The sequence below is a fragment of the Streptomyces sp. NPDC053367 genome (assembly GCF_044545925.1).
Taxonomy (GTDB): Bacteria; Actinomycetota; Actinomycetes; order Streptomycetales; family Streptomycetaceae; genus Streptomyces.
On record NZ_JBITYN010000012.1, the window covers coordinates 268,208 to 292,874 of the forward strand.

Annotated in this window: 21 protein-coding genes and 1 riboswitch; of the genes, 9 read left to right on the forward strand and 12 right to left on the reverse strand. The window is 73.1% G+C overall.

All coding sequences use genetic code 11. The features are described from left to right. Window position 1: 1 nt before the first annotated feature. The 4 genes from ACIGXJ_RS31390 to ACIGXJ_RS31405 form a co-directional block, all read right to left on the reverse strand. Window positions 2–1,009 carry an ABC transporter permease gene (locus tag ACIGXJ_RS31390; protein ID WP_399652516.1) on the reverse strand — a complete coding sequence of 336 codons (1,008 nt, stop codon included), beginning with the start codon at window positions 1,007–1,009 and terminating at the stop codon, window positions 2–4. A 324-nt stretch (window positions 1,010–1,333) separates the two neighbouring features. Then, window positions 1,334–2,125, reverse strand: coding sequence for an enhanced serine sensitivity protein SseB C-terminal domain-containing protein (locus tag ACIGXJ_RS31395; RefSeq protein ID WP_399652518.1), 792 nt, complete (start codon window positions 2,123–2,125; stop codon window positions 1,334–1,336). Between the two features lie 188 nt (window positions 2,126–2,313). Beyond that, on the reverse strand, window positions 2,314–3,075 hold the full coding sequence (locus ACIGXJ_RS31400; protein ID WP_399652521.1) for an enhanced serine sensitivity protein SseB: 762 nt from the start codon (window positions 3,073–3,075) through the stop codon (window positions 2,314–2,316). Window positions 3,076–3,154: 79 nt separating this feature from the next. Next, a complete protein-coding gene (locus ACIGXJ_RS31405) occupies window positions 3,155–3,823 on the reverse strand; it encodes an AAA family ATPase (RefSeq protein ID WP_399652626.1) in 669 nt (222 codons plus the stop codon). Between the two features lie 172 nt (window positions 3,824–3,995). Continuing rightward, window positions 3,996–4,089: riboswitch (glycine riboswitch) on the forward strand. Window positions 4,090–4,257: 168 nt separating this feature from the next. On the opposite strand from ACIGXJ_RS31405, the gene gcvT reads away from it, so the two are divergent. The 7 genes from gcvT (at window position 4,258) to ACIGXJ_RS31440 (ending at window position 10,444) form a co-directional block, all read left to right on the forward strand. Next, complete coding sequence (gcvT, locus tag ACIGXJ_RS31410; RefSeq protein WP_399652523.1) at window positions 4,258–5,376, forward strand: glycine cleavage system aminomethyltransferase GcvT; 1,119 nt, start codon at window positions 4,258–4,260, stop codon at window positions 5,374–5,376. Window positions 5,377–5,485: 109 nt separating this feature from the next. Further along, window positions 5,486–5,863 carry a glycine cleavage system protein GcvH gene (gcvH, locus tag ACIGXJ_RS31415; protein ID WP_399652525.1) on the forward strand — a complete coding sequence of 126 codons (378 nt, stop codon included), beginning with the start codon at window positions 5,486–5,488 and terminating at the stop codon, window positions 5,861–5,863. 8 nt (window positions 5,864–5,871) lie between these two features. Next, the gene (gene glyA / locus ACIGXJ_RS31420) at window positions 5,872–7,149 is read left to right on the forward strand and encodes a serine hydroxymethyltransferase (protein WP_399652527.1); all 1,278 of its coding nucleotides are present in this window, start codon (window positions 5,872–5,874) and stop codon (window positions 7,147–7,149) included. 61 nt (window positions 7,150–7,210) lie between these two features. Beyond that, window positions 7,211–8,578 carry an L-serine ammonia-lyase gene (locus ACIGXJ_RS31425; RefSeq protein WP_399652530.1) on the forward strand — a complete coding sequence of 456 codons (1,368 nt, stop codon included), beginning with the start codon at window positions 7,211–7,213 and terminating at the stop codon, window positions 8,576–8,578. Window positions 8,579–8,628: 50 nt separating this feature from the next. Next, window positions 8,629–9,171, forward strand: coding sequence for an MOSC domain-containing protein (locus tag ACIGXJ_RS31430; protein WP_399652533.1), 543 nt, complete (start codon window positions 8,629–8,631; stop codon window positions 9,169–9,171). Window positions 9,172–9,268: 97 nt separating this feature from the next. Then, entirely contained in the window at window positions 9,269–9,763 is a 495-nt protein-coding gene (locus ACIGXJ_RS31435) for a Pycsar system effector family protein (protein WP_399652535.1), read from the forward strand. A 3-nt stretch (window positions 9,764–9,766) separates the two neighbouring features. After that, entirely contained in the window at window positions 9,767–10,444 is a 678-nt protein-coding gene (locus ACIGXJ_RS31440; protein ID WP_399652537.1) for a Crp/Fnr family transcriptional regulator, read from the forward strand. Between the two features lie 56 nt (window positions 10,445–10,500). Here the strand turns inward: ACIGXJ_RS31440 and ACIGXJ_RS31445 are convergent, their stop codons facing one another. From ACIGXJ_RS31445 to ACIGXJ_RS31470, 6 genes are read right to left on the reverse strand one after another with little or no spacing between them, the layout of a single operon-like run. After that, window positions 10,501–12,369, reverse strand: a complete 1,869-nt coding sequence (locus ACIGXJ_RS31445; protein WP_399652539.1) for a hypothetical protein — start codon at window positions 12,367–12,369, stop codon at window positions 10,501–10,503. Continuing rightward, window positions 12,366–13,457, reverse strand: coding sequence for a protein phosphatase 2C domain-containing protein (locus ACIGXJ_RS31450; protein ID WP_399652542.1), 1,092 nt, complete (start codon window positions 13,455–13,457; stop codon window positions 12,366–12,368). The genes ACIGXJ_RS31445 and ACIGXJ_RS31450 overlap by 4 nt, the downstream gene beginning before the upstream one ends. A 1-nt stretch (window position 13,458) precedes the next feature. Then, complete coding sequence (locus tag ACIGXJ_RS31455) at window positions 13,459–14,208, reverse strand: VWA domain-containing protein (protein WP_399652545.1); 750 nt, start codon at window positions 14,206–14,208, stop codon at window positions 13,459–13,461. A 46-nt stretch (window positions 14,209–14,254) separates the two neighbouring features. Then, entirely contained in the window at window positions 14,255–16,213 is a 1,959-nt protein-coding gene (locus ACIGXJ_RS31460) for a hypothetical protein (protein WP_399652547.1), read from the reverse strand. Then, window positions 16,210–18,522, reverse strand: coding sequence for a hypothetical protein (locus tag ACIGXJ_RS31465; protein WP_399652549.1), 2,313 nt, complete (start codon window positions 18,520–18,522; stop codon window positions 16,210–16,212). Before ACIGXJ_RS31465 ends, ACIGXJ_RS31460 begins: the two co-directional genes overlap by 4 nt. After that, entirely contained in the window at window positions 18,519–19,436 is a 918-nt protein-coding gene (locus tag ACIGXJ_RS31470; RefSeq protein WP_399652551.1) for a hypothetical protein, read from the reverse strand. Before ACIGXJ_RS31470 ends, ACIGXJ_RS31465 begins: the two co-directional genes overlap by 4 nt. 235 nt (window positions 19,437–19,671) lie before the next feature. On the opposite strand from ACIGXJ_RS31470, the gene ACIGXJ_RS31475 reads away from it, so the two are divergent. Then, on the forward strand, window positions 19,672–21,591 hold the full coding sequence (locus ACIGXJ_RS31475) for a beta-N-acetylglucosaminidase domain-containing protein (RefSeq protein WP_399652553.1): 1,920 nt from the start codon (window positions 19,672–19,674) through the stop codon (window positions 21,589–21,591). A gap of 13 nt (window positions 21,592–21,604) precedes the next feature. Here ACIGXJ_RS31475 and ACIGXJ_RS31480 read toward each other — a convergent pair whose 3' ends face one another. After that, window positions 21,605–22,267, reverse strand: a complete 663-nt coding sequence (locus ACIGXJ_RS31480) for an NADPH-dependent F420 reductase (protein WP_399652555.1) — start codon at window positions 22,265–22,267, stop codon at window positions 21,605–21,607. A 313-nt stretch (window positions 22,268–22,580) separates the two neighbouring features. Further along, the gene (locus tag ACIGXJ_RS31485; RefSeq protein ID WP_399652557.1) at window positions 22,581–23,573 is read right to left on the reverse strand and encodes a zinc-dependent alcohol dehydrogenase family protein; all 993 of its coding nucleotides are present in this window, start codon (window positions 23,571–23,573) and stop codon (window positions 22,581–22,583) included. 114 nt (window positions 23,574–23,687) lie between these two features. Between ACIGXJ_RS31485 and ACIGXJ_RS31490 the strand changes: the two genes are divergently transcribed. Continuing rightward, complete coding sequence (locus tag ACIGXJ_RS31490) at window positions 23,688–24,611, forward strand: AraC family transcriptional regulator (RefSeq protein ID WP_399652559.1); 924 nt, start codon at window positions 23,688–23,690, stop codon at window positions 24,609–24,611. Window positions 24,612–24,667: the final 56 nt, after the last annotated feature.

Here is a 24,667-nt window from a genome sequence, read left to right on the forward strand (position 1 = left end):
TTCAGCGGGAGCCCTTCGGGTCGAGCGCGTCGCGCACGCCGTCGCCGAAGAGGTTGAAGGCAAGAACCGTGATGAAGATCGCTACACCCGGGACGACCATGTACATGGGGTCCGACTCGTAGTAGTCGATCGCGTTCGAGAGCATCTGCCCCCACGAGGCCGTGGGCGGCTTGACGCCGACGCCCAGGAAGCTGAGTGCCGCTTCGGTGAGGATGTTGGTGGGGATCATCATCGTCGTGTAGACGACGATCGGGGCGACCAGGTTGGGCAGCAGTTCCTTGAACAGGATGTAGAAGCGCCCGGCGCCCAGCGATCGGGCGGCCTCGACGTACTCCCGCTCGCGCAGGGAGAGGGTCTGACCGCGCACCACGCGTCCGATGTAGGGCCACCCGAAGAAGCCGATGACCAGGATCATCACGAACAGGCGGACGTTCGTGCCCTCCAGGCCCAGCATCTCGCTCGGCATGACGGAGACCAGCGCGATGATGAAGAGCAGCTGCGGGAAGGCCAGCAGACCGTCCATCACACGGCTGATCACGGAGTCGACCCAGCCGCCGAAGAAGCCGGCGAGGATGCCGAGGACGGTGCCGATGGCGACGGCGACGACGGCGGACAGGAAGCCGACGAGCAGCGAGATCCGCGCGCCGTAGACGATGCGCGCGAAGATGTCGCGGCCGCTGACCGGTTCGACGCCCAGCAGGTGATCGCCGCTGATGCCGCCCAGGGAGCCCTTGGGCGTGCCGAACAGCGGGTCGATGAGGTCCTCGTGGTGGGACTCGGGGTCCTGGCCGACGAGGTCGGTGATCAGCGGGGCGAACACGGCGACCAGGACGAGCAGCAGCACGAGGGCGCCGCCCGCCAGAGCGAGCTTGTCGCGCTTGAGGCGCTCCCAGGCGATCCGGCCCAGGGAGCGGCCCTGTACGGCCTTCGCGTCACCGCTGACTGCCGCGGCTTCCTCGACCGCGCTCGGGGCCGCTTCCGCGGTCGGCTCGTGCAATGGTGCCGTCATCTGGCAGGGACCCCTCTCAACCGGCGGTAGCCGGCCCGCACTTGCCGCTGTAGCGGCGTTGTCAGTCCGTCGTACTGGGGCGAACACCCGGGCGAACACCCCTGGTGCGGGAGTCTTCAACGCTTTGGCGATCTGTTGCCAGACTTGGCGGTGAATGGATGCGTAAACGTGATGCTGTCCTGGGGAATCCGTTATCCGGACAGCGGGTAACGGCGGCCGGACGAGGACAACTTGTGGCGTCTGGGACAGATGGGGCGATACCGACGGTATCTACGCGCGCAGAAGGATCTCTGCGGATCCGGGAGGACTGAGGGATGAGACGGCTCAGTACGCGCCCTGAACCGGCGGGTAGCCGTAGCCCGCGGCCGGCGCGGGAGCGGCGTGCGCCTCGCGGTCGTAGAAGGGGCGGGCGTTGGACCGCATCCACATCGCGACCGGGCAGTACTCGTCGGACATCGCCACCGTCGACACCGGCAGGCCGTCCGGTACGGCGCCGATGGACTGGTGCATCATCGCGCGTACGGAGTCCACGGCCTGCGGCGAGGTGTCGTACACGTCCAGGCCGATGGCCAGGTACGGTGCCCCGAGCGAGGGCTGCACCCAGGCGCGACGCAGGGTGCGCACGGCGGGGGTGCGGTGGGCGTTCTGCGCGAGGAGGGCGTAGAACTGCGGGATCTCGATGCCGGGTTCGGCCAACCGCAGCGGGCCGGCCGGCTGGCGGTCCAGGCCCGTCGCGATCCGGCGCAGGTCGAGCCACGGGATGCCGACGCCGCCGCCGGGGGCGTGCGGGTTGAGCCAGAGGCCGTAGTGGTCGGGGTAGAGCGTGCGGGCGACGTCGATGCCGTCGGCCACCTCGTAGCTGCGGTTCCAGCCGCTGGCGGCGAGTTCCTGCGCGGAGGTCACACAGGGCGCGTAGGCGTGGCCGTCGACCTCCATCGTGCCGTACTGGGCGTCGGGGGAGCCGGCCTGGCCGTGCCACAGCAGCATCCAGATCTGGCCGGAGGTGGGCGTCGCGAGGGCACGCAGGAGCGCCTCGTAGGCGTCGTAACGCCCCGGGGAGACCTGGCGCAGCGTGTGCTCGACCGTGCCGGTCGCGGCGGTGCCGCTCGCGCTCACTGTGTTACGCCCCTTCTTTCTTCGACTGGGTAATGAAACCAGGTTATGTCGTCCGGGGGGAGGATCGGAGGGGGCTCGGGGGTTGTTCCGACGTCCGCCGGGTGCCGGCTTCGTCGTGGTCGCTCGCGCTCACGCGGCGGCAGCCGCACATCGATACAGCCCCGCGCCCCTCAGGCAGGCGCGGTCCGCTACCGCTGGAAGAACGGGCGGACCTTCGTCTTCATCCAGTCGCCCACCGGGTCCTGGGCCACGTCCAGCAGCACCAGGTTCACCGGCCACCGCACCGGGACCCTGCCCAGTGCCCGGCCCAGGGCGTCCATGGGTACCGTGCGCAGGTCGCCCTCCCACTGGGAGAGCTCGACGCCGATGAACAGCGCCGGGTCGGCGGTCTCGATCGCGGCGAGGCAGCGGCGGGCGCTGAGGACGACGCCGGTGGCCTCGAACTCGGCGGCGGCCGCGGACAGGAAGTCGACGGGGTCGTCCTGCCAGTCGGGCTCGAAGAGGCGGACCCGGCCGCCGCTCGCGGGCCCGTCCAGCGGGCTGCGGCCGGCCCGGCACAGCTCGGCGACCGCCTCGGGCGGCAGCGGGACACCGACCACACCGCCGGGGTTCAGCGCGATGCCCGCCTGCGGGGGCAGCCCGCGGGCGAACTCGACCGCGGGCGCGATGGCGTACGACATGGCGGGCCCGGCGCCCTGGCGGAACTGCTCCTCGGAACTGAAGACGGGCACGTAGGCCTGTCCTTCGATCTCCAGGGTGGGCAGGTCCAGGGGGCCGCTGTCGGGGCCGCCGCCGTTGGGCAGGGGCACCCACACGAAGCTGCGGCCCAGCACCTCGACGATCCGCGGGCCGGCCGACGGCACGCCCAGGGAGGCGGAGAGCACCTCCTCCAGTTCGTTGCCGGGCCAACCGCCGTGCGGATGGGGGTGCGCCTGCGCCGGGAAGTCCATCTGCTGCCTACCGCCTGCCGGGAACCTGCTGAGGCTCAAAAGGCTAACCCGTACGGGCCACCGCCCCACCGGCCCGCCGTCAGCCGGTGAAGCCGATGCGCCGCAGGGCGTCCGCCGCGTCCCGGTCGAGCAGGACCGCCGATCCGCAGCCGCGGGGCAGGGCGCCGCGCTGCACCCGGCGCAGCAGCCGCGAGGCCGCGCCCCGGTGGCGGCGGAAGGCGTAGCTGGACACGCCCCGGCCGCGCTCGCGCTGCCCGGCCAGGGCCTGCTCGGGGGTGACGTCCAGCAGGAGCAGATGGAGCGTGCCGCCGCGCCGGCGGGCCTCGCGGGCCAGCCAGCCGCGCACCCAGGCCTGGGTGCCGCAGTCGTGCACGACGAGGCCCTCGCCGCCGCGCAGGGCGCGGCGCAGCCCGGCGTAGTGCGCGAAGCGGACGAGCGGCCGGTAGACGGCGTAGGGGAGGAAGCGGGGCATGCGGGCGTCGAAGCGGTCGCGGGTGTCCTGGGAGTCGATGCGGATGCCCGGCACCGCGCGCCGCATCAGGGTGGACTTGCCGCTGCCGGGCAGACCGGTGATGACGACGAGGTCGCGGGGGCCGAAGAGCAGCGCGTGCGGGCTGCGGCCGCCACGGTCGCGCAGATCGCGGACGACGGGGGCGGAGGGGACCTCGCGGGCCGGGACCGCGGGCTGTGCGGGCAGTGCGAGGGCCGGGGTCGTGGTGGCGTACGACGTGGTCCTGTTCACCGTGATCGTCCTCCCCTGGGGCGGGTCGTAGGACCCATGCCCGTCGTGTGTAAAGAGACGGTAATGCGGTACGGCCGGTGATTTCGTGTGCGTACTGCCACAGGCCGGTCACAGATGCGGCCTGCCGTGCCGGGCGGATGCGTGCAATGATGGGCCCGCCAACTGCATACCGGCCGTTTGAATCCGCGCGGGAGAGTTCCCAGCCTGGCTGGGGCGCCGAAGGAGCAAGTCCCTCCCTTGAATCTCTCAGGCCCCGTTACCGCGCGGGCGAGGCACATCTGAAAAGCGGGCCGCTGTCGTTCAGTGGTCCCACCCAAGGTGCAAGCCATGCCCTCTCCTGTACACCCGTTGTACGGGCGGTCATGGCGAACCTCTCAGGTTCCGATGACAGATGGGGAGGAATGACCTCGCCTGTCGTGTACTTGGGAGACGACCGACCGATGAGCAGTACCGAACTCCGTCGCACCGCGCTCGATGCGCTGCATCGTTCGCTGGGCGCGACGATGACCGACTTCGCCGGCTGGGACATGCCGCTGCGTTACGCCTCCGAGCGCGACGAGCACAACGCCGTGCGCACCAGGGCCGGGCTCTTCGACCTCTCGCACATGGGCGAGATCACCGTCACCGGCGCACAGGCCGCGGACTTCCTGAACTTCGCGCTCGTCGGCAACATCGCCGCGGTCGGCGTGGGCCGCGCCCGCTACACCATGATCTGCCAGGCCGACGGCGGCATCCTGGACGACCTGATCGTCTACCGGCTGGCCGAGACCGAGTACATGGTCGTCGCGAACGCCTCCAACGCCCAGGTGGTGCTGGACGCGCTGACCGAGCGCGCCGCCGGTTTCGACGCCGAGGTCCGCGACGACCGTGACGCGTACGCGCTGATCGCGGTCCAGGGCCCGGAGTCCCCCGGCATCCTGAAGTCGCTGACGGACGCCGACCTGGACAACCTGAAGTACTACGCCGGCCTGCCCGGCACGGTCGCGGGTGTCCCCGCGCTGATCGCGCGCACCGGCTACACGGGCGAGGACGGCTTCGAGCTGTTCGTGAAGCCCGGGCACGCGGTGGAGCTGTGGCAGGCGCTGACCGAGGCGGGCGAGGGCGTCGGCCTGATCCCGTGCGGTCTGTCCTGCCGGGACACGCTGCGCCTGGAGGCGGGCATGCCGCTGTACGGGCACGAGCTGACGGCGGAGCTGACGCCGTTCGACGCCGGCCTCGGCCGGGTCGTGAAGTTCGACAAGGACGGCGACTTCGTGGGCCGCGAGGCGCTCACCGAGGCCGCCGCGCGGGCCGAGCAGAACCCGCCGCGGGTGCTCGTCGGCCTGGTCGCCGAAGGCCGTCGTGTGCCGCGCGCGGGCTACTCCGTGGTCGCGGGCGGCGAGGTGATCGGCGAGGTCACCTCCGGCGCCCCCTCCCCCACCCTGGGCAAGCCGATCGCCATGGCCTACGTCGACGCCGCGCACGCGGCGCCCGGCACCGAGGGCGTGGGCGTGGACATCCGGGGCACCCACGAGCCGTACGCGGTCGTGGCGCTGCCCTTCTACAAGCGCCAGAAGTAGACACTGCGAGCGGGCGGTGCGTGACCTCACGCACATTCCCGCTGTTCACGCACGTTTCCTGCAGTCCCCCCGTCATCAGCACGTTCCCGCGTACAGGAGAATTCAGGCCATGAGCAACCCCCAGCAGCTGCGCTACAGCAAGGAGCACGAGTGGCTGTCGGCCGCCGAGGACGGCGTGTCGACGATCGGCATCACCGAGTTCGCGGCCAACGCGCTCGGCGATGTCGTGTACGCCGACCTGCCGGCCGTCGGCACCGAGGTCACCGCGGGCGAGACCTGTGGTGAGCTGGAGTCGACGAAGTCGGTGTCCGAGCTCTACTCCCCGGTGACCGGCGAGGTCGTCGAGATCAACGAGGACGTGGTGAACGACCCGTCGCTGGTGAACAGCGCCCCCTTCGAGGGCGGCTGGCTGTTCAAGGTGCGCGTCGCGGAGGAGCCGGGCGACCTGCTCTCCGCCGACGAGTACGACGCCCACACCGCCGGCTGAGGAGACCCATGTCCGTCCTGAACACGCCCCTGCACGAGCTCGACCCGGAGGTCGCCGCGGCGGTCGACGCGGAGCTGGTGCGGCAGCAGTCCACGCTCGAGATGATCGCCTCGGAGAACTTCGCTCCGCTCGCGGTCATGGAGGCGCAGGGCTCGGTCCTGACCAACAAGTACGCCGAGGGCTACCCGGGCCGCCGCTACTACGGCGGCTGTGAGCACGTCGACGTCACCGAGCAGATCGCGATCGACCGGATCAAGGAGCTGTTCGGCGCCGAGTACGCCAACGTCCAGCCGCACTCCGGTGCCTCCGCGAACCAGGCCGCGCTGTTCGCGCTGGCCCAGCCCGGCGACACGATCCTCGGCCTGGACCTGGCGCACGGCGGTCACCTGACCCACGGCATGCGCCTGAACTTCTCCGGCAAGCAGTTCGACGTGGTCGCCTACCACGTCGACGACGCCGGTCTGGTGGACATGGCCGAGGTGGAGCGGCTCGCCAAGGAGCACCGCCCGAAGGTGATCATCGCCGGCTGGTCGGCGTACCCGCGTGAGCTGGACTTCGCGGAGTTCCGCCGGATCGCCGACGAGGTCGAGGCGTACCTGTGGGTCGACATGGCGCACTTCGCGGGCCTGGTCGCGGCAGGGCTCCACGCCAACCCGGTCGAGTACGCGGACGTGGTGACCTCCACCACGCACAAGACGCTCGGCGGCCCGCGCGGCGGCATCATCCTGGCGAAGAAGGAGTTCGCGAAGAAGCTGAACTCCTCCGTCTTCCCGGGCTTCCAGGGCGGCCCCCTGGAGCATGTGATCGCCGCCAAGGCGGTCTCCTTCAAGGTCGCCGCCTCGGAGGAGTTCAAGGAGCGCCAGCGGCGTACGGTGGACGGGGCGCGCATCCTCGCCGAGCGGCTCACCGCGGCCGACGCCCGTGAGGCCGGGATCAACGTGCTGTCCGGTGGTACGGACGTACACCTGATCCTGGTCGACCTGCGCGAGTCGGAGCTCGACGGCCAGCAGGCCGAGGACCGGCTCCACGAGGTGGGCATCACGGTCAACCGCAACGCCGTCCCGAACGACCCGCGTCCGCCGATGGTGACCTCCGGTCTGCGCATCGGTACGCCGGCCCTGGCGACCCGCGGCTTCACGGCCGAGGACTTCGCCGAGGTCGCGGACGTCATCGCGGAGGCGCTCAAGGCGCCTTCTCCCTTCGGGGAAGCCGAGGCGGAGAGCCTGAAGGCCCGGGTGCAGGCGCTCGCCGACAAGCACCCGCTGTACCCCGGCCTGAACAAGTAAGTCCCCGGCGGGGTACCCGGCGATCCCGGGTGCCCCGCCACCCCAGCTTTGAGGAGTCGACGTGGCCATCTCGGTCTTCGACCTGTTCTCGATCGGCATCGGCCCGTCCAGCTCCCACACGGTGGGCCCGATGCGTGCGGCGCGCATGTTCGCCCGCCGGCTGCGCAACGAGGGCCTGCTGCCCTCCGTCGCCTCGGTGCGCTGCGAGCTGTACGGCTCGCTGGGCGCGACCGGCCACGGCCACGGCACCCCGAAGGCGGTGCTGCTCGGCCTGGAGGGCGACTCGCCGCGCACGGTCGACGTGGAGGGCGCCGACGACCGGGTGGAGTCGATCAAGGCTGAGGGCCGTATCCGGCTCCTCGGCGAGCACGAGATCCCCTTCTCCTTCGACGACGACCTGGTCCTGCACCGCCGCAAGGCGCTGCCGTACCACGCCAACGGCATGACGGTGTGGGCGTACGACGCCTCCGGCGCCGAGCTGCTGTCGAAGACCTACTACTCGGTGGGCGGCGGGTTCGTCGTCGACGAGGACGCGGTCGGCGAGGACCGCATCAAGCTGGACGACACGGTCCTGAAGTACCCGTTCCGCACGGGCGACGAGCTGCTGCGCCTGACGAAGGAGACGGGCCTGTCGATCTCCGCGCTGATGCTGGAGAACGAGCGCGCCTGGCGCACCGAGGAGGAGATCCGCGAGGGTCTGCTCGACATCTGGCGCGTGATGCAGGCGTGCGTGTCGCGCGGCATGTCCCGCGAGGGCATCCTGCCCGGCGGCCTGAAGGTGAAGCGGCGTGCGGCGACCACGGCCCGCAAGCTGCGCTCGGAGGGCGACGCGCAGGCGCTCGCGATGGAGTGGATCACCCTCTACGCGATGGCGGTGAACGAGGAGAACGCGGCCGGCGGCCGGGTGGTCACCGCCCCGACGAACGGCGCGGCCGGCATCATCCCGGCGGTACTGCACTACTACATCAACTTCGTGCCCGGAGCCGACGAGGACGGCGTGGTCCGCTTCCTGCTCGCCGCGGGTGCGATCGGCATGCTCTTCAAGGAGAACGCCTCCATCTCCGGCGCCGAGGTCGGCTGCCAGGGTGAGGTCGGCTCCGCCTGCTCGATGGCCGCCGGCGCCCTCGCGGAGGTGCTGGGCGGCAGCCCGGAGCAGGTCGAGAACGCCGCCGAGATCGGCATGGAGCACAACCTCGGCCTCACCTGCGACCCCGTCGGCGGCCTCGTCCAGATCCCCTGCATCGAGCGCAACGGCATGGCCGCGGTCAAGGCCGTCACCGCCGCGCGCATGGCGATGCGCGGCGACGGCTCCCACAAGGTGTCCCTGGACAAGGTCATCAAGACCATGAAGGAGACCGGCGCGGACATGTCGGTCAAGTACAAGGAGACGGCCCGCGGCGGGCTCGCGGTCAACATCATCGAGTGCTGAGCACGGACCGGCGCACGCGCCATCGCACGGACATCGGGGGAACGCGTTCCATGAGCGGCACCATCGCTGCGGTCAGCAGCAACGGCACCTACTCCTTCACCAAGCCCAACCGGGACAGCATCACGCTGATCGCCGGGCACGGCGTGGAGGGGGACGTGCACGCCGGGACGACGGTCAAGCACCGGTTCCGGATGCGGAAGGACCCTTCGCAGCCGAACCTGCGGCAGGTGCACCTCATCCATGAGGAGCTGTTCGCCGAGGTGGCCGAGGCCGGGTTCGAGGTCGCCGCGGGACAGCTCGGGGAGAACGTCACGACCCGCGGCATCGACCTCCTCGGCCTGCCCACCGGAACCCGGCTGCACCTCGGGGACGAGGCCGTCGTGGAGGTGACCGGGCTGCGCAACCCGTGCGCGCAGATCGACGGCTTCCGGAAGGGGCTGATGAAGCAGGTCGTCGGCCGGGACGCCGACGGCGCCGCGCGCTTCAAGTCCGGCATCATGAGCGTCGTCCTCACCGGGGGCGTGGTGCGGCCCGGCGATCCGGTGAGGGTGGAACTTCCGCAGGGCCCGCACCGGCCGCTGGACGTCGTATGACCCGCTGAACCGATCGCCGGCTCCGATCAGGTTTCACGGGCGTCGTGCGTGGCCACACTCATGCAGTTGCGGCACGGCCAGGAGGGGGCGGAGCAGCATGGCGGAGACGGATGCCGTGGAGACGGCGTGGCGCATCCACTCGGCTCTGGCCGACTGGACGGGCAAGGTGGACGCGAAGGCCGGGTTCGCGCTGACGCTCGAGTCGGCCGCGCTCGGCGCGATGGTGGCGTTCGCCAAGGCCGATCACCATCCGGCGCAGGCCGCCGACACGGCCCCGCGGCTCCTGTTCTGGCTGGGTGCCGTGCTGCTCGGGGTCGCCGCGCTCGCGTCCGTGTCGGTGGTCAGCCCCCGGTTGCGCACCCGGCGGCCGCACGACTGGCGGGAGCACTTCGTGTTCTTCGGCGACCTGCGCCACTGGGAGCCCGCGAGGCTCGCCGAGACGCTGACCACCACCTCTCCCCTCAACTCGCTCACGCGTCAGCTCGTCGACATGAGCGAGATCGCGTGGGCCAAGCACCGGCGCGTTCGGCAGTCGTTGGTCCTCGCCGTCGCCGGTGTCCTCGTCACAGCGCTCGCCTGGCTGCTGAGCTGACCGATGAGCAGACGCCCGGCCCCCTTCTGGCAGGCACTCGAACCGGCCGACCGCACGGCGCTGGCCGAGGGCACGGCCGTCGTGTCGCTGCCCGCCGACCGGCTGCTGCTGGCCCAGGGCGAGGACTCCGACCATCTGATCGTGCTGCTGCACGGCTGGATCAAGATCGTCGCCCAGTCCCACGCCGGCTACCGCGCCCTGCTCGCGCTGCGGGGCCCCGGGGAACTGCTCGGTGAGCAGGCCGCCCTGGAGCGGCGGCGCCGCTCGGCCTCACTGGTGACGGCCACCGCGGTCGACGTCCTCCAGGTGCGGGCCGCCCGGTTCCACAGCCTGGCCCGCTCCCGGCCGGGCATCGCCGCGGCGCTGGAGCAGACCCTGTCGCAGCGGCTGCGGGAGGCCGACGTGCAGCGCACCGGCATCACGGAGCCGGTGCCGGCCCGGCTGGCGGCCCTCCTGCTCGACCTGGTCGAACGCTGCGGGCAGCCCGAGCCGGACGGCTCAGGACACCGGGTCGGGCTGGCCCTGACCCAGGACGACCTCGCCGGTCTGCTGCTCACCTCCCGCCGTACGGTGAGCCGGGTCCTGGAGCAGTGGCGTGCCCGGGGCTGGGTGGTGACGGGGAGGCAGTCGCTCCTGGTGCGGTCCGTGGACCGGCTGAAGCTGCTGGCCGCCGGTGAGTGAGGCCCCGGTGAGTGAGGCCCCGGGCCTGCGCCCCGGGGCCCGGCGGCCGGGCGGCCTCAGCAGGGCGTGTGCTCGACGCCTTCCCTGGGCGCCTTGAATATGCGGTAGCCGTCGCTGTCGGTCAGCTGGTAGTCGATTCTCCAGTCGGTGCAGGTCTCGCTCGGGTCGGGCTCCGGGCCGTAGCCGGAGTCCTGGCTGCTGCGGAAGCTCACGGTGGCGACGGTGTAGCCGCCTTCGGACCGTACGTCGCTGAGCACGATGTCGTTGTCCTCGGTCGTGGCCATGACCTCCTTCCAGGCGGCGCGGCTCTCGCCGGAGTCGACGTCGACGACGCGGGTGCCGGGGTCGTAGAGGTCGAGGGCGGTGTCGTAGTCCCCGGTGTTGATCGCGCCGAAGTAGCGGGCGAACATGCCGGCCACCGCCTTCGCCCCGGGGTCGTCGGCGGCCTGGGAGAAGTCCACGGAGGCTCCGGGTGCTTCGGCCACGGTGTCCGAGGTCCCCTCGGCCCCGCCGCCGTCCGGGGAGACGCCCGCCCCGTCGCCGGAATCGGTCAGCGGCGAGGAACTGGCGCTCGTGTCGGGCGAGTCCAGCACGTCCGCCACCTCCGGCCAGTACTTGTTCGCCGCCCAGCCGCCGCCGACCAGCAGCAGGACGACGAAGATCGTCCAGCCCACCCAGCTGTTGCCGCCCGAGGCGGGCTGCGGCGACGGAGTCCGCACGGGGGTGGGCTGCGGACTCGGCGCCGGTGCGGAAGGGGTCCGCGGGGCGGTCCGGGGCGGCACGGTGTTCGTGGTCGCGGTCGCCGTCGTGTTCGTGTGGGTGGCCGTGGTTCTGTTCGTGGCCGCCGTTCTGTTCGTGGCCGCCGTTCTGTTCGTGGCCGCGGCCGTGCTGGTGTTCGTCGTCGTGGTCGCGGCCGTGCTGGTGTTCGTCGTCGTGGTCGCGGTCTTGGCCGCTTTCGTCGCCGTCGCGTTCGCCGCCGTGTTCGTCGCCGTGTTCGTCGCCGTCGTCGTGTTCGCGGCGGCGCGGGCGCGGCTGAGGCGGTAGTGGGCCAGCTCCAGGGGGCGTATCCAGTCCGAGAGCGCCGGCCTGCGCCGGGGGTCCTGCTGGAGGGCGCGGGTGGCCAGGCCCGCGAGCTCGGTGGAGGCGGCCCGCAGCGGCCCGGCGTCGGTGCTGTCCTGCTGCCGGTCGAACAGCCTGATGGCCAGCAGGCCGAACTTCCAGGAGTCCGCCGCCATGGTCCCCTTCTGCGCCTCGGGCACCTCCCAGTCCGGGGTGTCCACCTGCGGCAGGACGTCCTTGTTGCGGTAGCGCATGGAGTCGCAGTCGATCAGGATGCAGCGGGGCGTGCCGATCAGGGTGAACAGCACGTTCTTCGGGGACAGGTCGCCCACCACGACGGAGTTGCGGTGCAGCCGCTCCAGCGTGCGCGCCAGGTCCAGGAGGAGCGCGAGGCGCTGTGTGTCGTCGACGACCAGCCCGATCCTGACGCCGTAGTCGTCGCCGTTGAGCAGGAACTCCAGGGCCTGCTGCTTGGGTTCCTGGAACATCGGGCTGTGCAGCTCGAAGTCGCGGATCACCCTGGGCATCAGGAAGCCCCGCACGGCGGTGCCGGCGTTCCGGGACGGCGGCAGCGTGGCCGGCGGGGAGCCCGTGTAGACCATCGCGCGCGGCCAGGTGAGCCTGTCGTCGAGGAAGCTCCGCTCCCCCTGGGACAGTTGCAGCCGGAAGCACACCATGTCGTGCAGGACGTCCGGGTCGAACCCGACACCCGAGGCGTACTCCTTGTACGCCAGGTACTGCCCCGCGAACTTCCCCGGCGGCGCGGGCACCCCGTACACCGTGCCCTGTCCGCCTCCGCCCAGCCGGTGCGCCTGGTAGTCACCGAGCTGGTCGGGCCGGACCCAGGACACCGACAGACCGGTCATCTGCGGCCTCCCGTGCCGGGGCTGCGGGGCCACAGGGCGAGCAGGGTGCGGTCGTCGTCGAAGGTCTCGCGGGAGAAGTCGAGCAGGTGGGCGAAACCCAACGGCGGTACGGGCTTGCGCAGTTGGTCGGCGAAGAGCCGGCCCACGTCGCCGCGGCCGTCGCCGACGGGATCGCCGAAGCCGTCCGTGCCGACCAGCAGGACCGTGCCCGGTTCCAGAACGAAGTCGAAACGGCCGGGTTCGGCGGGCACATAGGGCAACGGCTGCACGGCGGAGGAGACCAGCCCGTCGGCGCCGGCCTGCTTGCCGCCCTTCATGGGGTAGAGGCGGTCGTGCTTGATCTGCCAGATCCCGGAGTCCCCCACCCAGAGCAGGCCGACGGCGACGCCCTCGGCGGTGGGCGTGGCGACGCCCGCCACCAGGGTGGTGGCGAGCAGATCGGCCGTCTCCGCGACCTCGGCCTCCTGCGGCAGGCCGAGGATGCGGCCGGCCTGGGCCCGCAGCTGCCAGTGGATCATCTGCAGCACCTTGCGCCATTCGGTGACCCGGCCCTGAGAGGCACGCACCTGGGCGGACATCTCGTCGACGGCGGCCCGGCAGGCCAGCTGGGAGCCGATGTGCGGCTGCCGGGCGTCGGAGACGCCGTCCGCGACGGCGAACAGCACGGTGCCGCTGTCCGGGTCCCAGGCCGCCGCCGCGTCGTCCTCGCGGGGGCGGCCGTCGTAGCGGTGCTGGTAGCCGCGCACCGACGCGAGGCGCAGGTCGAGCTCGGCGGTCGACCAGCCGTCGCAGACGGTGTCGGGGCGGTACGACAGACCGCCGGGCGGCCTCGGGTCGAACCGCGGCACCGGCGTGCCCACCACGAGGGGACGCCACGGGTCGGCGCAGCGCCCCTCGTCCTCCTCCCGCGGGGCGGCCTGCGGCGCGGCGGCCTGCGGGGCGAGACCCTCTTCGTACTGCCAGTCGTAGAACTGGGGCGGCTGGGGCTCCCGGTACAGCTCGGGCGGGGGGCCCGGCGGAGGCGGCACCGGCCGCGCGGCCTCGTCCCCGTGCCCCGCGGCGGCGCGCCGCTCGGACCAGAAGTTCACGTCAGATCACATCGATCGCGACGGTGAAGCCTTCCGGCTTGTCCACGACCAGCTGGGGGGAGGACGACGCCAGCGAACGCCCCGACGCGATCACGCTCTTGGTGAGGGACGCGCAGAACTTGGCGATGGCCGCGCCGACGTCGACCCCCTTGTTGACGATGAAGCCGAACTCGGGCTGGGTGGCGACGGCGTTGATGGTCTGCGCGTCGGCGTCGACGATGCCGCAGGCGATGATGTTGGGCGCGCCGAGGGTGACACCGCGGTCGGTGAGCCGGCGGTGCGCGTCCTGCCAGTCCTCGCCGCGGTTGGGCAGGCCGTCGCTGAAGAAGAACACGGCGGGCCGGTGCACCTGGTAGCCCTCGGCCTTGAGGCCGCCCACGTCGGACGGGATGCGGGTGATCAGGTCCTCGAAGGCGGCACGGTAGCTGGTCATGCCGCGGGTGGTCAGGCGCGGGAACTCGTTCGCGCTGCGCAGGTCGACCAGGCGGACCCGCTCGACGACGTCGTCGGAGAACCCCAGCACGGAGAAGCGCACCTTGGCCGCGGCCATCGGCTCGCCCAGCAGTGCCTGGTGCAGCGACCTCAGCCCGTCGTTGAGGTCGTCGATGTTGTCGGACATCGAGCCCGACTCGTCGGCGAGGACGTAGATGGGGAGCAAGTGCCCCCGGTTGCTTTCCATCATCGTCGTTCCGTTCTTGTCCCAGGGGGACGCGTGGGTGACCTGAGAGGTGATCTGGTGGGGTGAACTCACGTGAGCCGTAGGTTAGGTGACGTCGCATCAGCTGCGCACCGGAATGTCACAGGGCGTCCTCCGCGCGACGGAACCCGTCGGGTGCGCTGATGGTGAAGTTGGCCTCGCCGCCGGCCAGGCCCCGCCCGTAGCCGACGACGCTGTCGCGCAGGAACGCGGCGACGTTGTGGGCGGCGGAGACGGCGTCCTGGTGCGGTGCGGCGAGGAAGGCGAACTCGGCGAAGGTCGCGATCGCCGCGACGGCCTGCTTCTCCGCCTTGCCGAGGCCGAGCGCGACCAGCCGGGGTGCGGCCGGGTTGGCGTTCTGGTCGGTCAGTTCCCGGTGGGCGTCCCGCCAGGCGCCGCCCTCGTCGGGGACGCCTCCGGACACGAAGTAGACGACGGGCCTGAGCACCTGGCGCCCCTCGCTCCTGACCAGGGTGGCGTCCTGCCCGATCAGGGACTTCAGCGTGCGGAAGGCCTCGGCGTACGACAGCCCGGCACGGCCCATCAGGAGAGGGGTCCGTGTGCCCGGCCCCACCTGGGCGAGCGGCAGTCGCTGCTCGGTCGTGCCGGCCATGCCGAGCACGCACAGCCGGAGCACGGCGGCGACCTCGGGCGCGCCGACGAGCGCCGAGTGCAGGGCGTCCAGGCCGCGCTGGAGTTCGCCGATGCACTCGCGGCTCAGGGACTCGTCGACGACGAGGTAGATCAGCGCCGCCCCGGTGAACGGCGCGGGTGCCGCCTGCTGCCGGGGGACGCCTGCCCCGGCGGGCAGGTTCTGCAGGGTGGGCGCATACCCCCCGGCTCCCGCGCCGGGTGTGGCCCGGGCGGGCGCGCCGCCCTGCCCGAAGGCGTCCGGGTCGGCCGGGGCCCCGGGCTGGACGTGGGCGCCCGGGGCGGAGGCGCCCGGGGCAGGGTGCTGTGCGGCGCCCGGCGCGTACTGGTACGCGGCGCTCGGCGCCGGCTGCTGCGAGGCGGCCGGGCCGGGCTGGAGCGAGGCGCTCGGTGTGGGCCCCGCCTGGAGCTGGGGCGGGTCCCAGGGGCGGGCGGCGGTCAGGCCGGGCGCGGTGGCGGACGGGAGCTGTCCCCCACCGCCCGTGGCGCGGCCCACGGTCCCGGTCAGCATCTCGCGCATCTGGTCGAGGTCGCCGGACTGGATGAGTCCCTTCTCGGCCATCACCTGGAACAGCCCGAGCGCCCGCTGGTTCTGCAGCTCGGCGGTGGCCGCACGGGCCTCCGCGAGCCGCTGCGCCATCTCGAACGCGCCGGCCGCGTCTTCGGGGTGGGTGACCAGATAGTGCCGGATCAGGCCCTCGCTCGAGGTCAGGGTGCCGGCCAGCGCGTCGGCCTGCCGGGCCGTCGCGTCGATCTGGAACTTCTGCCGCATCGCGTCGAGCTCGGCCCCGCGCACGAGGTCGCCCCGGTTCGGCACGTGGTCGGCCGCGCCCAGCGCCTCGCGCCGGCCGGCCTCGATCAGGGACTCCAGGTGGGACAGGGACTTGGGATCGGGCCGCGCCGAGACCTGGCAGCCGTAGATCTGCAGGCCCTCGGGCAGCACCACCGGCGCGGCGACGAGCTGGTTGAGGTGGCGTTCGAGGCCGTGGAAGTCCTCGATGGGGAAGCGGTGCCCGGCGCCGTGGAAGCGGCCCACGAGGTACCCGTGCACCACCGGCAGGGCGTCCGGCAGTCCGGCGCGCACCCAGTTCTCGGCGCCCTGCCAGCCGTCGACGCGGAAGGAGAAGGAGACGGTGACCTCGAAGATGTGCACGCCGTCCGCGGAGACCAGGGGGTTGCGGCCCAGCACGGCGGTGCGGCGGTGCGGCCGCATGTCCACCTCGTACCGGGTGCGGAACCTGGAGAACCACTGCTGGGTCGGCCTCATGGGACGGCCCTCGAAGCATTCGACCTCGCCGGCCGCGGTGGCGTAGACGACCGCCAGATGCGGCTGGGTCGCCTTGGTGGGCCCGACGGCCACGCGGGGCACGGGCGACTGGTCGGCGATCAACGACACCGGCTGGTTCACCGGGCACCTCCGGTCTGAGCGGATGCGGCGGCGAACCGGGCGCGCAGGGCGCTGCCGAGGACCGCCGAGGAGCGGGGCAGGGGACGAAAACGGTCACGCTCGGTCCAGCGCTTCGCCTGGCGCTCCAGGAGCCGGCCGACGCGCGGCGAGCGCACGGCGACGTCCTCCACGAGGACCCGGACCAGGTCGTCCAGGAGCAGCGGGTCGGTCTCGGCCTGGGCGGCCCAACCCTCCAGGACGTTCGCGGCCTGGTCGGAGAAGAGGTCGCCGCCGATCACCTCCGACCACAGATAGCCGAGCAGCCGCCGCGGCTCGCTGCCGGGCGGGGCCTGCGCGGCGAGCCTCAGCAGGGTCGGCCGGTTGCGGGCCGCGGAGCCCGCGGTGGCCGGCTCCTCGGAGACCAGGGCGTCGGCGAGGATCAGGAACACCAGGTGGCCGCAGGCCCGGCTGGACGGCTCGTGCGCCATCTCGGCGACCGCGTGCAGCACCACCGTGGCGTGTGCGGCGACGTCGTCCTCGACGAGGTCGGCGCAGGCGTCGCCGATGGCGATGGCGACCCCGATGTGGTCGACGGTGCCGAGCCGGGTGAGCGCCTGCACGGCCGTGCCGAGGTCGGCGCCGCCCAGGCAGAGGCCGTACGCGCGGGCGGCGGCGGCCTGGAACTCCCAGGTGCCGCTGAGGTACCAGCCCTCGACGAGGGCGCGGACCCCGGGCCGCAGCGCGGGGTCGCGGGCGCACACGCGCAGGGCGTAGGCGATCGCCTCGCGGCGCAGGGAGCCGGAGTCCTTGTCGCCGATCCAGACGGGGAAGACCTGGGTGGCTATGTGGTCGAAGGCCTCGGTGGCGATCAGGCCGAGCGCGGTCCCGGCGAAGCTGCGCACCTGCTGCGAGGGCGAGTCGACCAGCTCGGCGAGCCAGTCGACCAGTTCCTGCTGGATGCGGTACTCGGACCAGACGTGCCGGATGATCCGGGGCGGGTAGTCGGGGTTGCGGTACTCGGCGACCGTGCACGGCAGCCGGCCGTAACTGCCGCGGGTGACGGCGGCGACGGTGCGCGAGCGCAGCTTCTCGGCGAGCAGTCTGCGGGACTGGGCGAACGGGTCGTGCCGTAGCGGAACCGGGCCCTGGGCGACGCTGGCGGTGAGCACGCCGCGCTCGCTGCGGAAGCGGTCCAGCAGGCTCGACGCGGCGAGGGCCACGTCCTCCTGGGGCAGACCGCCCAGCACGGCGAGGGCGATGGCCTGGGTGCGCAGTCCGGTGTCGCCGAGCCCTTCGAACCACTCCTCGGGGCCCTCGCCGCCGGTCTGGTCCATACGGCTGCGGATCCGGTCGAGGTCGACGTCGCCGGCGCCGAACTCGTGCGCGAGGATCTCCGCGAGCCGGGCGGCGTCACGGCAGGCGGCACCGGCGTCGAGCAGTTCGGTGACGAGGCCGGGGACGCCGTCGGCGGCGAGGGCGCGTTCGGCGTCCTCCTCGCCGAGCCGGTGCGCCAGATGGGCGGCGAGGAGGGCGGCGAGGTCGTCCGGGCGGCTGACGCGCTGCAGGTACTCGGCGAGGCTCCGGTCCAGTTCGGCGTCCGGCCCGGCGACCAGGACCAGACGGGAGTCGGCCCGCTCCAGCAGGTCCTCCAGGCCCGCCAGCTGGGGTCCGCGCAGGTCGCCGATGTCGCGGGGCCGGTCGAGCAGCAGCCCGGCACCGCTGCCGAGCTGCCGCAGCTCGGTCAGCCGGGTCAGCTCGGCCACCGAGTCCAGCAGGTACCAGCGCTGTGCCCCCGCGGCGATGAGCAGGCGCAGGGCCGCCGCGGTCTTGCCTGCGCCGCCGGGTCCGCGCAGCACCACCGAGCGGCGCTGCCAGGCGTCGGCCTGCAGTTCGTCCCAGCGGGGCGGGGGCTGGAAGGCGTGCCGTGCGATCTCGACGACCCCGCCGGCCAGGGCGCGCAGCACGACGCCGCGGTCCCCCGCCGTCTGGATCACGATCTTGTCGCCGTCGACCCGGTCGCCGCCGATGTGGGTCCATGCCTCGCGCAGCAGTCCGGCGCGCAGACTGCCCTGGCCGGTGCGGGCGGTGGCCCGGCTGGCGCTGGCGCCCGCGCCGACGTTGCTCGCCTCGGGCGCGGAAGGGCCGGCGGGCGCCTGTCCCTCGCCGCCTGCGGGGGGCGGGTCACCGGCGGTCTGCGGGCCGGAGCCCGCGCCCGCGCCCGCGGGCTGGGGGCTGCCGGGTCCGCCGGGTCCGGCGGGTCCGGCGGGACTCGGGGTGGCGGGCTGCGGTGCGGGAGCCCCGGCGGGCTGCGGTGCGGCGGGGGTGCTCATGAGCCGTCCGCGGAGGTGGTGCGGCGGGGCGCGGGCGCCGTGGGGCCGGGGTGGTGGTGGACGTGCTTGTCCCCGCCCACGTAGTCGCCGTCGACACGTAAGTAGTCACCGCCGACCTCGAGATGATCGCCGCCGACGGCGGTGGCGCCGTCACCGACCGCGATCTGGCTGTCCCGCACGTCACGGGCGCTGAGCGTGGGCGGCGGCACCGGGCTCCCCCGGTCGGCGCCGCCGCCCACTCCTCCCGCGTAGCCGCCGGTGCCGGGGGCTTCCCCCGGTGCGCCCCGGCCGCTCGGCGGCTCCCCCGGTTCCGCGGGAAGTCCGGGTGGCGCCGGATAGCCGGGTACGGTGACCCAGCCCCGGCGCGGTTCCCCGTGCTTGGTGACGAAGTCGGCGGGGAGGTAGGCCGCGGGGTCGATGCCGGGGTAGCGGCCGCGCACCACCGACCGGTGGATCTCGTCGGAGACGACCAGTACCAGGTGGGCCCGCCCTGCCCGGGCGAGCACCTGCTTGACGGGTCCGGCGTCGACCAGCCGCGCCAGGTCGTTGACGGCGTTGCCGGTCCACCGCTCGCCGCGGCGGATGACCAGGCCCTGGTGCAGTCCGACCCGCAGCCGCATCCGGTGCTCGTCGTTGTACTTGCCGCGGTGCTCCACGAGCGCGTCCTCCAGGCCGCGCATCAGTTCACGCAGCAGCCTGGTGGGACTGGTCCCGATCGGGACCAGCAGCAGCATGCCGTCACCGCGGTCCTGCACGGCGCAGGCGGCGAAGTCCAGACCGGCGCGGCCGAGTGCGAACTCGACGACGTGGTAGAGCTCTTCGTGCAGTGTCGCCTGGGCGGTCTCCGGGCGCAGACTGAAGTCCTCGATGTCGAGGAGAACGATCCAGTGACTCTGCGGATCGGGCGCCACCATCGGCGACCTCCTTGCTCGTGGCTGGGGAGCGCGTTCGCCCCACGACTATCTGGATATGAGCAGTCGACGGCAGTGTCTACGCCAACTGGCGCACAGCGCTGCCGAATCCGTGAATCGCATGGGCCGGCACCGGATTCGCCCGCCGCGACTGGCCGTCCGTCATATCCTCGGCACGACAGGCAAGTTGACGTTGCGGCCCATCGGAGTTGACGTGACCCGTCGGAGGGGGACGCAGGTGCGCGCGTTGCGCGTCCCGCCGGCACTGCTGCTCGGTTTCGCGCTCGGACTCGTGCTCATCGTGTTCGCCCGCGCCTGCGCGGACGGCGGGGGCGGCGGAACGGCGGCCGCTCCCCCCGGGAACGCGGCGGGGACGACCCGGGCCGACGACGCGGGTCCCGCCGTGCCCGCGCTGTGGCCGGCGCCGCGCAGCGTGCGCCGCGACCACGGCTCGGTACGCATCGGCACCGACGTGGCGGTGCAGGCCGACGCGGGGACCGACCCGGCGACGCTGGACTCCGTCGTGGCGACCCTGCGGGCGGGCGGCGCCCGGCGGGTGAGCGTGGGCGGCCCGCCGGACGAGGGCGCGCTCCTGGTCACCGTGGTGAGCGACGGGGCCGCCGAGGCCCTGCGACCGTTCGCGGTCGAGCCCCCCGGCGAGCTGGAGGCCGGCGGGTACGTCCTGGTGGCCGGGGCCGACGACGGCGAACCCCGGTTGGTTCTGGCCGGGGTGGACCCGGCAGGCGCCTTCCACGCCGCGCAGACCCTCGCCCAGCTGGTCCGCCCGGTCGGCGCGGCCCGCGCCCGGGGCACCCTGCCCGCGCTGCGCATCCGCGACTGGCCGGCCACCCCGCGCCGCGGTGTCGTCGAGGGGTTCTACGGCACACCCTGGTCCCACCGGGAACGGCTGGAGCAGCTGGACTTCGCGGCGCGCTTCAAGCTGAACACCTACGTCTACAGCCCCAAGGACGACACGTATCTGCGCGCCCGCTGGCGGGAGGCGTACCCCGCGCGGCGCCTGGCCGAGCTGGGCGAGCTGGTGGGGCGCGCCGAGCAGAACCACGTCTCGTTCGTGTACGCGCTCTCCCCCGGCCCGTCGGTGTGCTACTCCTCCCCCTCCGACCGGGCCGCGCTCGTCCGCAAGTTCCGCCAGCTGTGGGACATCGGGGTCCGCTCCTACGCCGTTCCGCTGGACGACATCGACATCACGCGCTGGAACTGCGCCGAGGACGCCTCGGTGTACGGCAGCGGAGAGGGCGCGGTCGGACGTGCCCAGGCGGAGCTGCTGAACGCGGTCCGGCGCGACTTCCTCGACCGGCGTCCCGGCGCCGCCGAGCTGATCACGGTCCCCACGGAGTACGACGGCACACGGGCCAGCGCCTACAAGGCCGCCTTCACCGGCCTGCTGGACCGGCGGACCACCGTGATGTGGACCGGCCCGCTGGTGGTCTCCCCGACCCTGCGCGCCGATCAGGCCCGGGAGGCCCGCCGGCTGTACGGCCACCCCCTGCTGGTGTGGGACAACTACCCGGCGAACGACTACACGGCGGACCATCTGCTGCTCGGCCCGTACGAGGGGCGCGAGCGCGGTCTGCCCGCGGAGGTCGAGGGGGTGACGGCCAATCCCATGAACCAGGCCGTCGCCTCCGACCCGGCCCTGTTCTCGCTCGCCGCCTACACCTGGAACCCCGGCGCCTACCGCCCGGCCGCCGCGCTCGACGCCGGTCTCGCCGTGCTCGCCGAGGGCGACACCGAGGCGCTGACCGCGCTGCGCGCCTTCGCCGACCTCAACCGCGCCTCCCGGCTGAGCACGCTTGCGGCGCCGGGTCTCGCCTCGCTCACGGAGGCGTACCGGCGCGGGGCCCCGGGGGCGGAGCGGGCGCTGCGCGCGCGTCTCGCCGTGCTCGCGGGGCTGCGGGAGACGCTTCCGGCGGCCTTCCGCGACTCGGCGTCGCCGTGGGTGGCCTGCGCGAGCGACTGGGCCCGGGCCGCGGTCGCCGCGCTCGACCTGCGGACGGGGGGCGGCTCAGCGGGCGAGGTCCGGGCCCTGCGGGACGTCGCCCGCTCCCACACGGTCACCGACTGGCAGGGGCGGACCCGCACGGTCGTGGTGGGAGAGGGCGTGCTCGACGCGTTCGTGGCCGGCCTGCTGCGCTGAGCCGCCGGCCGCGTCAGCCCCGGAGCTCCGGCTCGCGTTCCGGGGAGGCCTCCGCCAGGGCCTTGGCGATCGCGGCCACGTCGCCGCGCAGGCCGTAGACGGGTGTGCCGGGCTGCTGGCGCCAGGAGTCGGCGAGGCCGCCGGCGTCGACGGTGTCGAAGCCGAGTTCGTCGACGAGGGCGCGGACCTTGGCCTTGGCGGCCTCGTCGTCGCCGGCCACGGGGACGGCGAGGCGGTCGGGGTCACCGGCCGGGCGGTGGCGGTCCAGGAGATCCTGGGCATAGGTGCCGTTGAAGACCTTGACGACCGGGTGGCCGATCTCGCGGGCGGTCCAGCCGCTCTCCGTCAGGCCCTCGTCCTCGATGCCGGCGATCCGGCCGTCGCGCTGCTTCGGGTAGTAGTTGCCGGTGTCGATGACGGCGACGCCCTCGGCGGCCTCGTCCAGCAGGCCCTCGGGCAGGTCGGGGACCGCCTTCACCGGAATGGTGATCACGACGACCTCGGCGCCCTTGGCCGCCTGTTCGACGGGGACGGGTGTCGCGCCCGTCTCCTCGGCGAGGGCGGTGAGGGTCTGCGGGCCGCGGGAGTTGGCCACGGAGACGTCGTGACCGAGCGCGGTGAGCCGCCGGGTGAGGTTGCCGCCGATGTTGCCCGCGCCGATGATGCCGATCTTCATGACAGACCCTTCGGGGTTGATGCACTTGCATGTAAGTACGGGGGCATCAACCCCGGCCGGGTACCGGCTATTCCGTGGACTCCCCGGACTCCACGGAATACCCCCGTTCGGGTGACGGGCCCGCGGAGCGGGACGCCCGGCCGGGCCGGGTCCGGGGACGACCGGGCCGGGACCGGGGACCAGGACCGGGCCTGAACCGGGGACCAGGACCGGGCCGGAACCGGGACCAGACCCACGACCCACGACCCGCGACCCGCGACCCGCGACCCACGACCCGCGACCCGCGACGGGGACCCCGGCCCCGACCTGGGCCTCAGACCCGTACGACGATCTTGCCCGTGTGCGCGTTGGAGTCCATCAGGCGGTGGGCGTCCTGGATGCGGTCCAGTCCGTCGAAGACCTCGGCGACGACCGGGCGGAGCGTGCCGTCCGTGAGGCCGGAGCCGATGTAGTGGGCCGTGCGGCGGCGGCCCTCGGCGGTCCCGACGAGGGCGAAGTTGTTGTAGCCCAGCACGGTCAGCGGCCACCGCATGGGCAGCAGGATCGGCTGCTCGTTCAGCCAGCCGTAGCTGATCAGCGTGCCGTCCTCGACCGCCGCCGCGCCCAGGGCCGCGAACTCCGCGCCGCCGATGGCGTCCAGCACGATCTCGGCGCCGCGCCCACCGGTGAGCCGCCTGGTCTCCTCGACCACGTCCTCCGCCCCGGTGACGATCACATGCTCCGCGCCGAGCTCCAGCAGCCGCCGCCGCTTGGCCTCGGTGCGGGTCGTGGCGACCGGCACCGCCCCGGCCCGGCGGGCCACCTGGATCGCGGCGGTGCCGACCCCGCTGGACGCGCCGGTGATCAGCACATGGTCGCCCGCCCGCATCCCGGCCCGCTCCACGAGCGCGCCGTACGCCGTCGAGTACGTCACCCAGACCGCGGCCGCCGTCTCCGCGTCCACCCCCGTGGGGCGCGGCACCAGGGCCGTCTCGGGCAGCAGGACCAGATCGCCGTAGACGCCGTGGTCGCTGAGCTCGCGGTTGGCGGCCGACAGCACCGGGTCGCCCGGCGCGAAGGCGGTCACCTCCGGGCCGACCGCCTCCACCACGCCCGCGGCCTCGTAGCCGTTGCGGGAGCCGGGCAGGGTCGGCTGGTAGAAGTAGCCGCCGGAGCGGAAGAGCGCCTCGGCGCGGTTGAGGGCGAGCGCCTCGACGCGGACGAGCACCTCGCCTGGGCCGGGGGCGGGCAGCTCGACCTCCTCGACGGACAGGACGTCCGGGCCGCCGATCTCATGGAACAGCACTGCGCGTGCGGTGATTGACATGCCGTCAACGCTAGGAAGCACCCTGCGGGACGGGCCATGCCCGACGGTCTCGGTTTCCTGTCCGATCGTCTCCGGCGCGGGACGCGGCCGCACGGCCCGGTTAGCGTTGAGGGCATGGACGTGCTCAGTGACGCGGTCGCCGCGATGCGCACCGGACGGCCGCACTCGGGACTGCGGGACAAGTACGCGCCCTGGGGGCTGCGGTTCGAGGCCGCGAGCGGCGCCGGGTTCCATGTGGTGCTGCGCGGGTCGGCCTGGCTGATGCCGGCGGACGGCGAGCCGGTCGCGATGGGGCCCGGCGACGTGGCGTTCCTCGCGCACGGGCGCGGGCACGCCATCGCGAGCTCGCCCGACGCGCCGCTGGAGGAGGTGACCCTCGACGCGGAGGGCCGCTGGCCCGCGCTGCCCACACCGCCCAAGGGGCCGGTGCCCGACGCGGTGATGCTGTGCGGCGCCTACCTGCTGGACCGCAGCCGGGCGCACCCGCTGCTGACCGAGCTGCCCGAGGTGGTGCATCTGCCCGCGCGGGTGGGGGCGTACGGCTCGCTGCGCGCGGCGGTGGAGCTGCTCGGCCGGGAACTCACGGATCCGCAGCCGGGTTCGGACACGATCGTCACCAACCTCCTGGACACGCTGCTGCTGTACATCCTGCGCGCCTGGTGGCAGCGCGACGGCCAGGACGGCACCGGGCATCCCACCGGCTGGGCGTCCGCCCTCGCCGATCCCGGCATCGGGGCGGCGCTGCGCGCGGTCCACGAGGATCCCGCCCGCCCCTGGACGGTCGGCGAACTCGGTCTGCGCGCCGGCCTGTCCCGCGCGGCCTTCGCCCGCCGCTTCACGGCCCTGGTGGGCCAGCCCCCGCTGACCTATCTGACCTGGTGGCGCATGACCACCGCGGGCCGCCTCCTCCGTGAGGACGACACGCCCCTCAGGCTGGTCGCCCAGCGCACGGGCTACACCTCCGAGTTCGCCTTCGCCAAGGCATTCAAGCGGGAGTTCGGTGTGGCGCCCGGCCGGTACCGGCGCAGGGCGTCGTGAGGCCGGACGGCACCAGGGGCGCCCGACCGGGCGTTCTCGCCGGCCGAGCGCCCCTT

Coding starts and splice junctions, on each gene's coding strand:
- ACIGXJ_RS31390 (WP_399652516.1), bottom strand. CDS start 1,009: ATGACGGCACCATTGCACGAGCCGACCGCGGAAGCGGCCCCGAGCGCG.
- ACIGXJ_RS31400 (WP_399652521.1), bottom strand. CDS start 3,075: ATGGACTTCCCGGCGCAGGCGCACCCCCATCCGCACGGCGGTTGGCCC.
- gcvT (WP_399652523.1), top strand. CDS start 4,258: ATGAGCAGTACCGAACTCCGTCGCACCGCGCTCGATGCGCTGCATCGT.
- gcvH (WP_399652525.1), top strand. CDS start 5,486: ATGAGCAACCCCCAGCAGCTGCGCTACAGCAAGGAGCACGAGTGGCTG.
- glyA (WP_399652527.1), top strand. CDS start 5,872: ATGTCCGTCCTGAACACGCCCCTGCACGAGCTCGACCCGGAGGTCGCC.
- ACIGXJ_RS31430 (WP_399652533.1), top strand. CDS start 8,629: ATGAGCGGCACCATCGCTGCGGTCAGCAGCAACGGCACCTACTCCTTC.
- ACIGXJ_RS31435 (WP_399652535.1), top strand. CDS start 9,269: ATGGCGGAGACGGATGCCGTGGAGACGGCGTGGCGCATCCACTCGGCT.
- ACIGXJ_RS31440 (WP_399652537.1), top strand. CDS start 9,767: ATGAGCAGACGCCCGGCCCCCTTCTGGCAGGCACTCGAACCGGCCGAC.
- ACIGXJ_RS31445 (WP_399652539.1), bottom strand. CDS start 12,369: ATGACCGGTCTGTCGGTGTCCTGGGTCCGGCCCGACCAGCTCGGTGAC.
- ACIGXJ_RS31465 (WP_399652549.1), bottom strand. CDS start 18,522: ATGAGCACCCCCGCCGCACCGCAGCCCGCCGGGGCTCCCGCACCGCAG.
- ACIGXJ_RS31470 (WP_399652551.1), bottom strand. CDS start 19,436: ATGGTGGCGCCCGATCCGCAGAGTCACTGGATCGTTCTCCTCGACATC.
- ACIGXJ_RS31480 (WP_399652555.1), bottom strand. CDS start 22,267: ATGAAGATCGGCATCATCGGCGCGGGCAACATCGGCGGCAACCTCACC.
- ACIGXJ_RS31485 (WP_399652557.1), bottom strand. CDS start 23,573: ATGTCAATCACCGCACGCGCAGTGCTGTTCCATGAGATCGGCGGCCCG.
- ACIGXJ_RS31490 (WP_399652559.1), top strand. CDS start 23,688: ATGGACGTGCTCAGTGACGCGGTCGCCGCGATGCGCACCGGACGGCCG.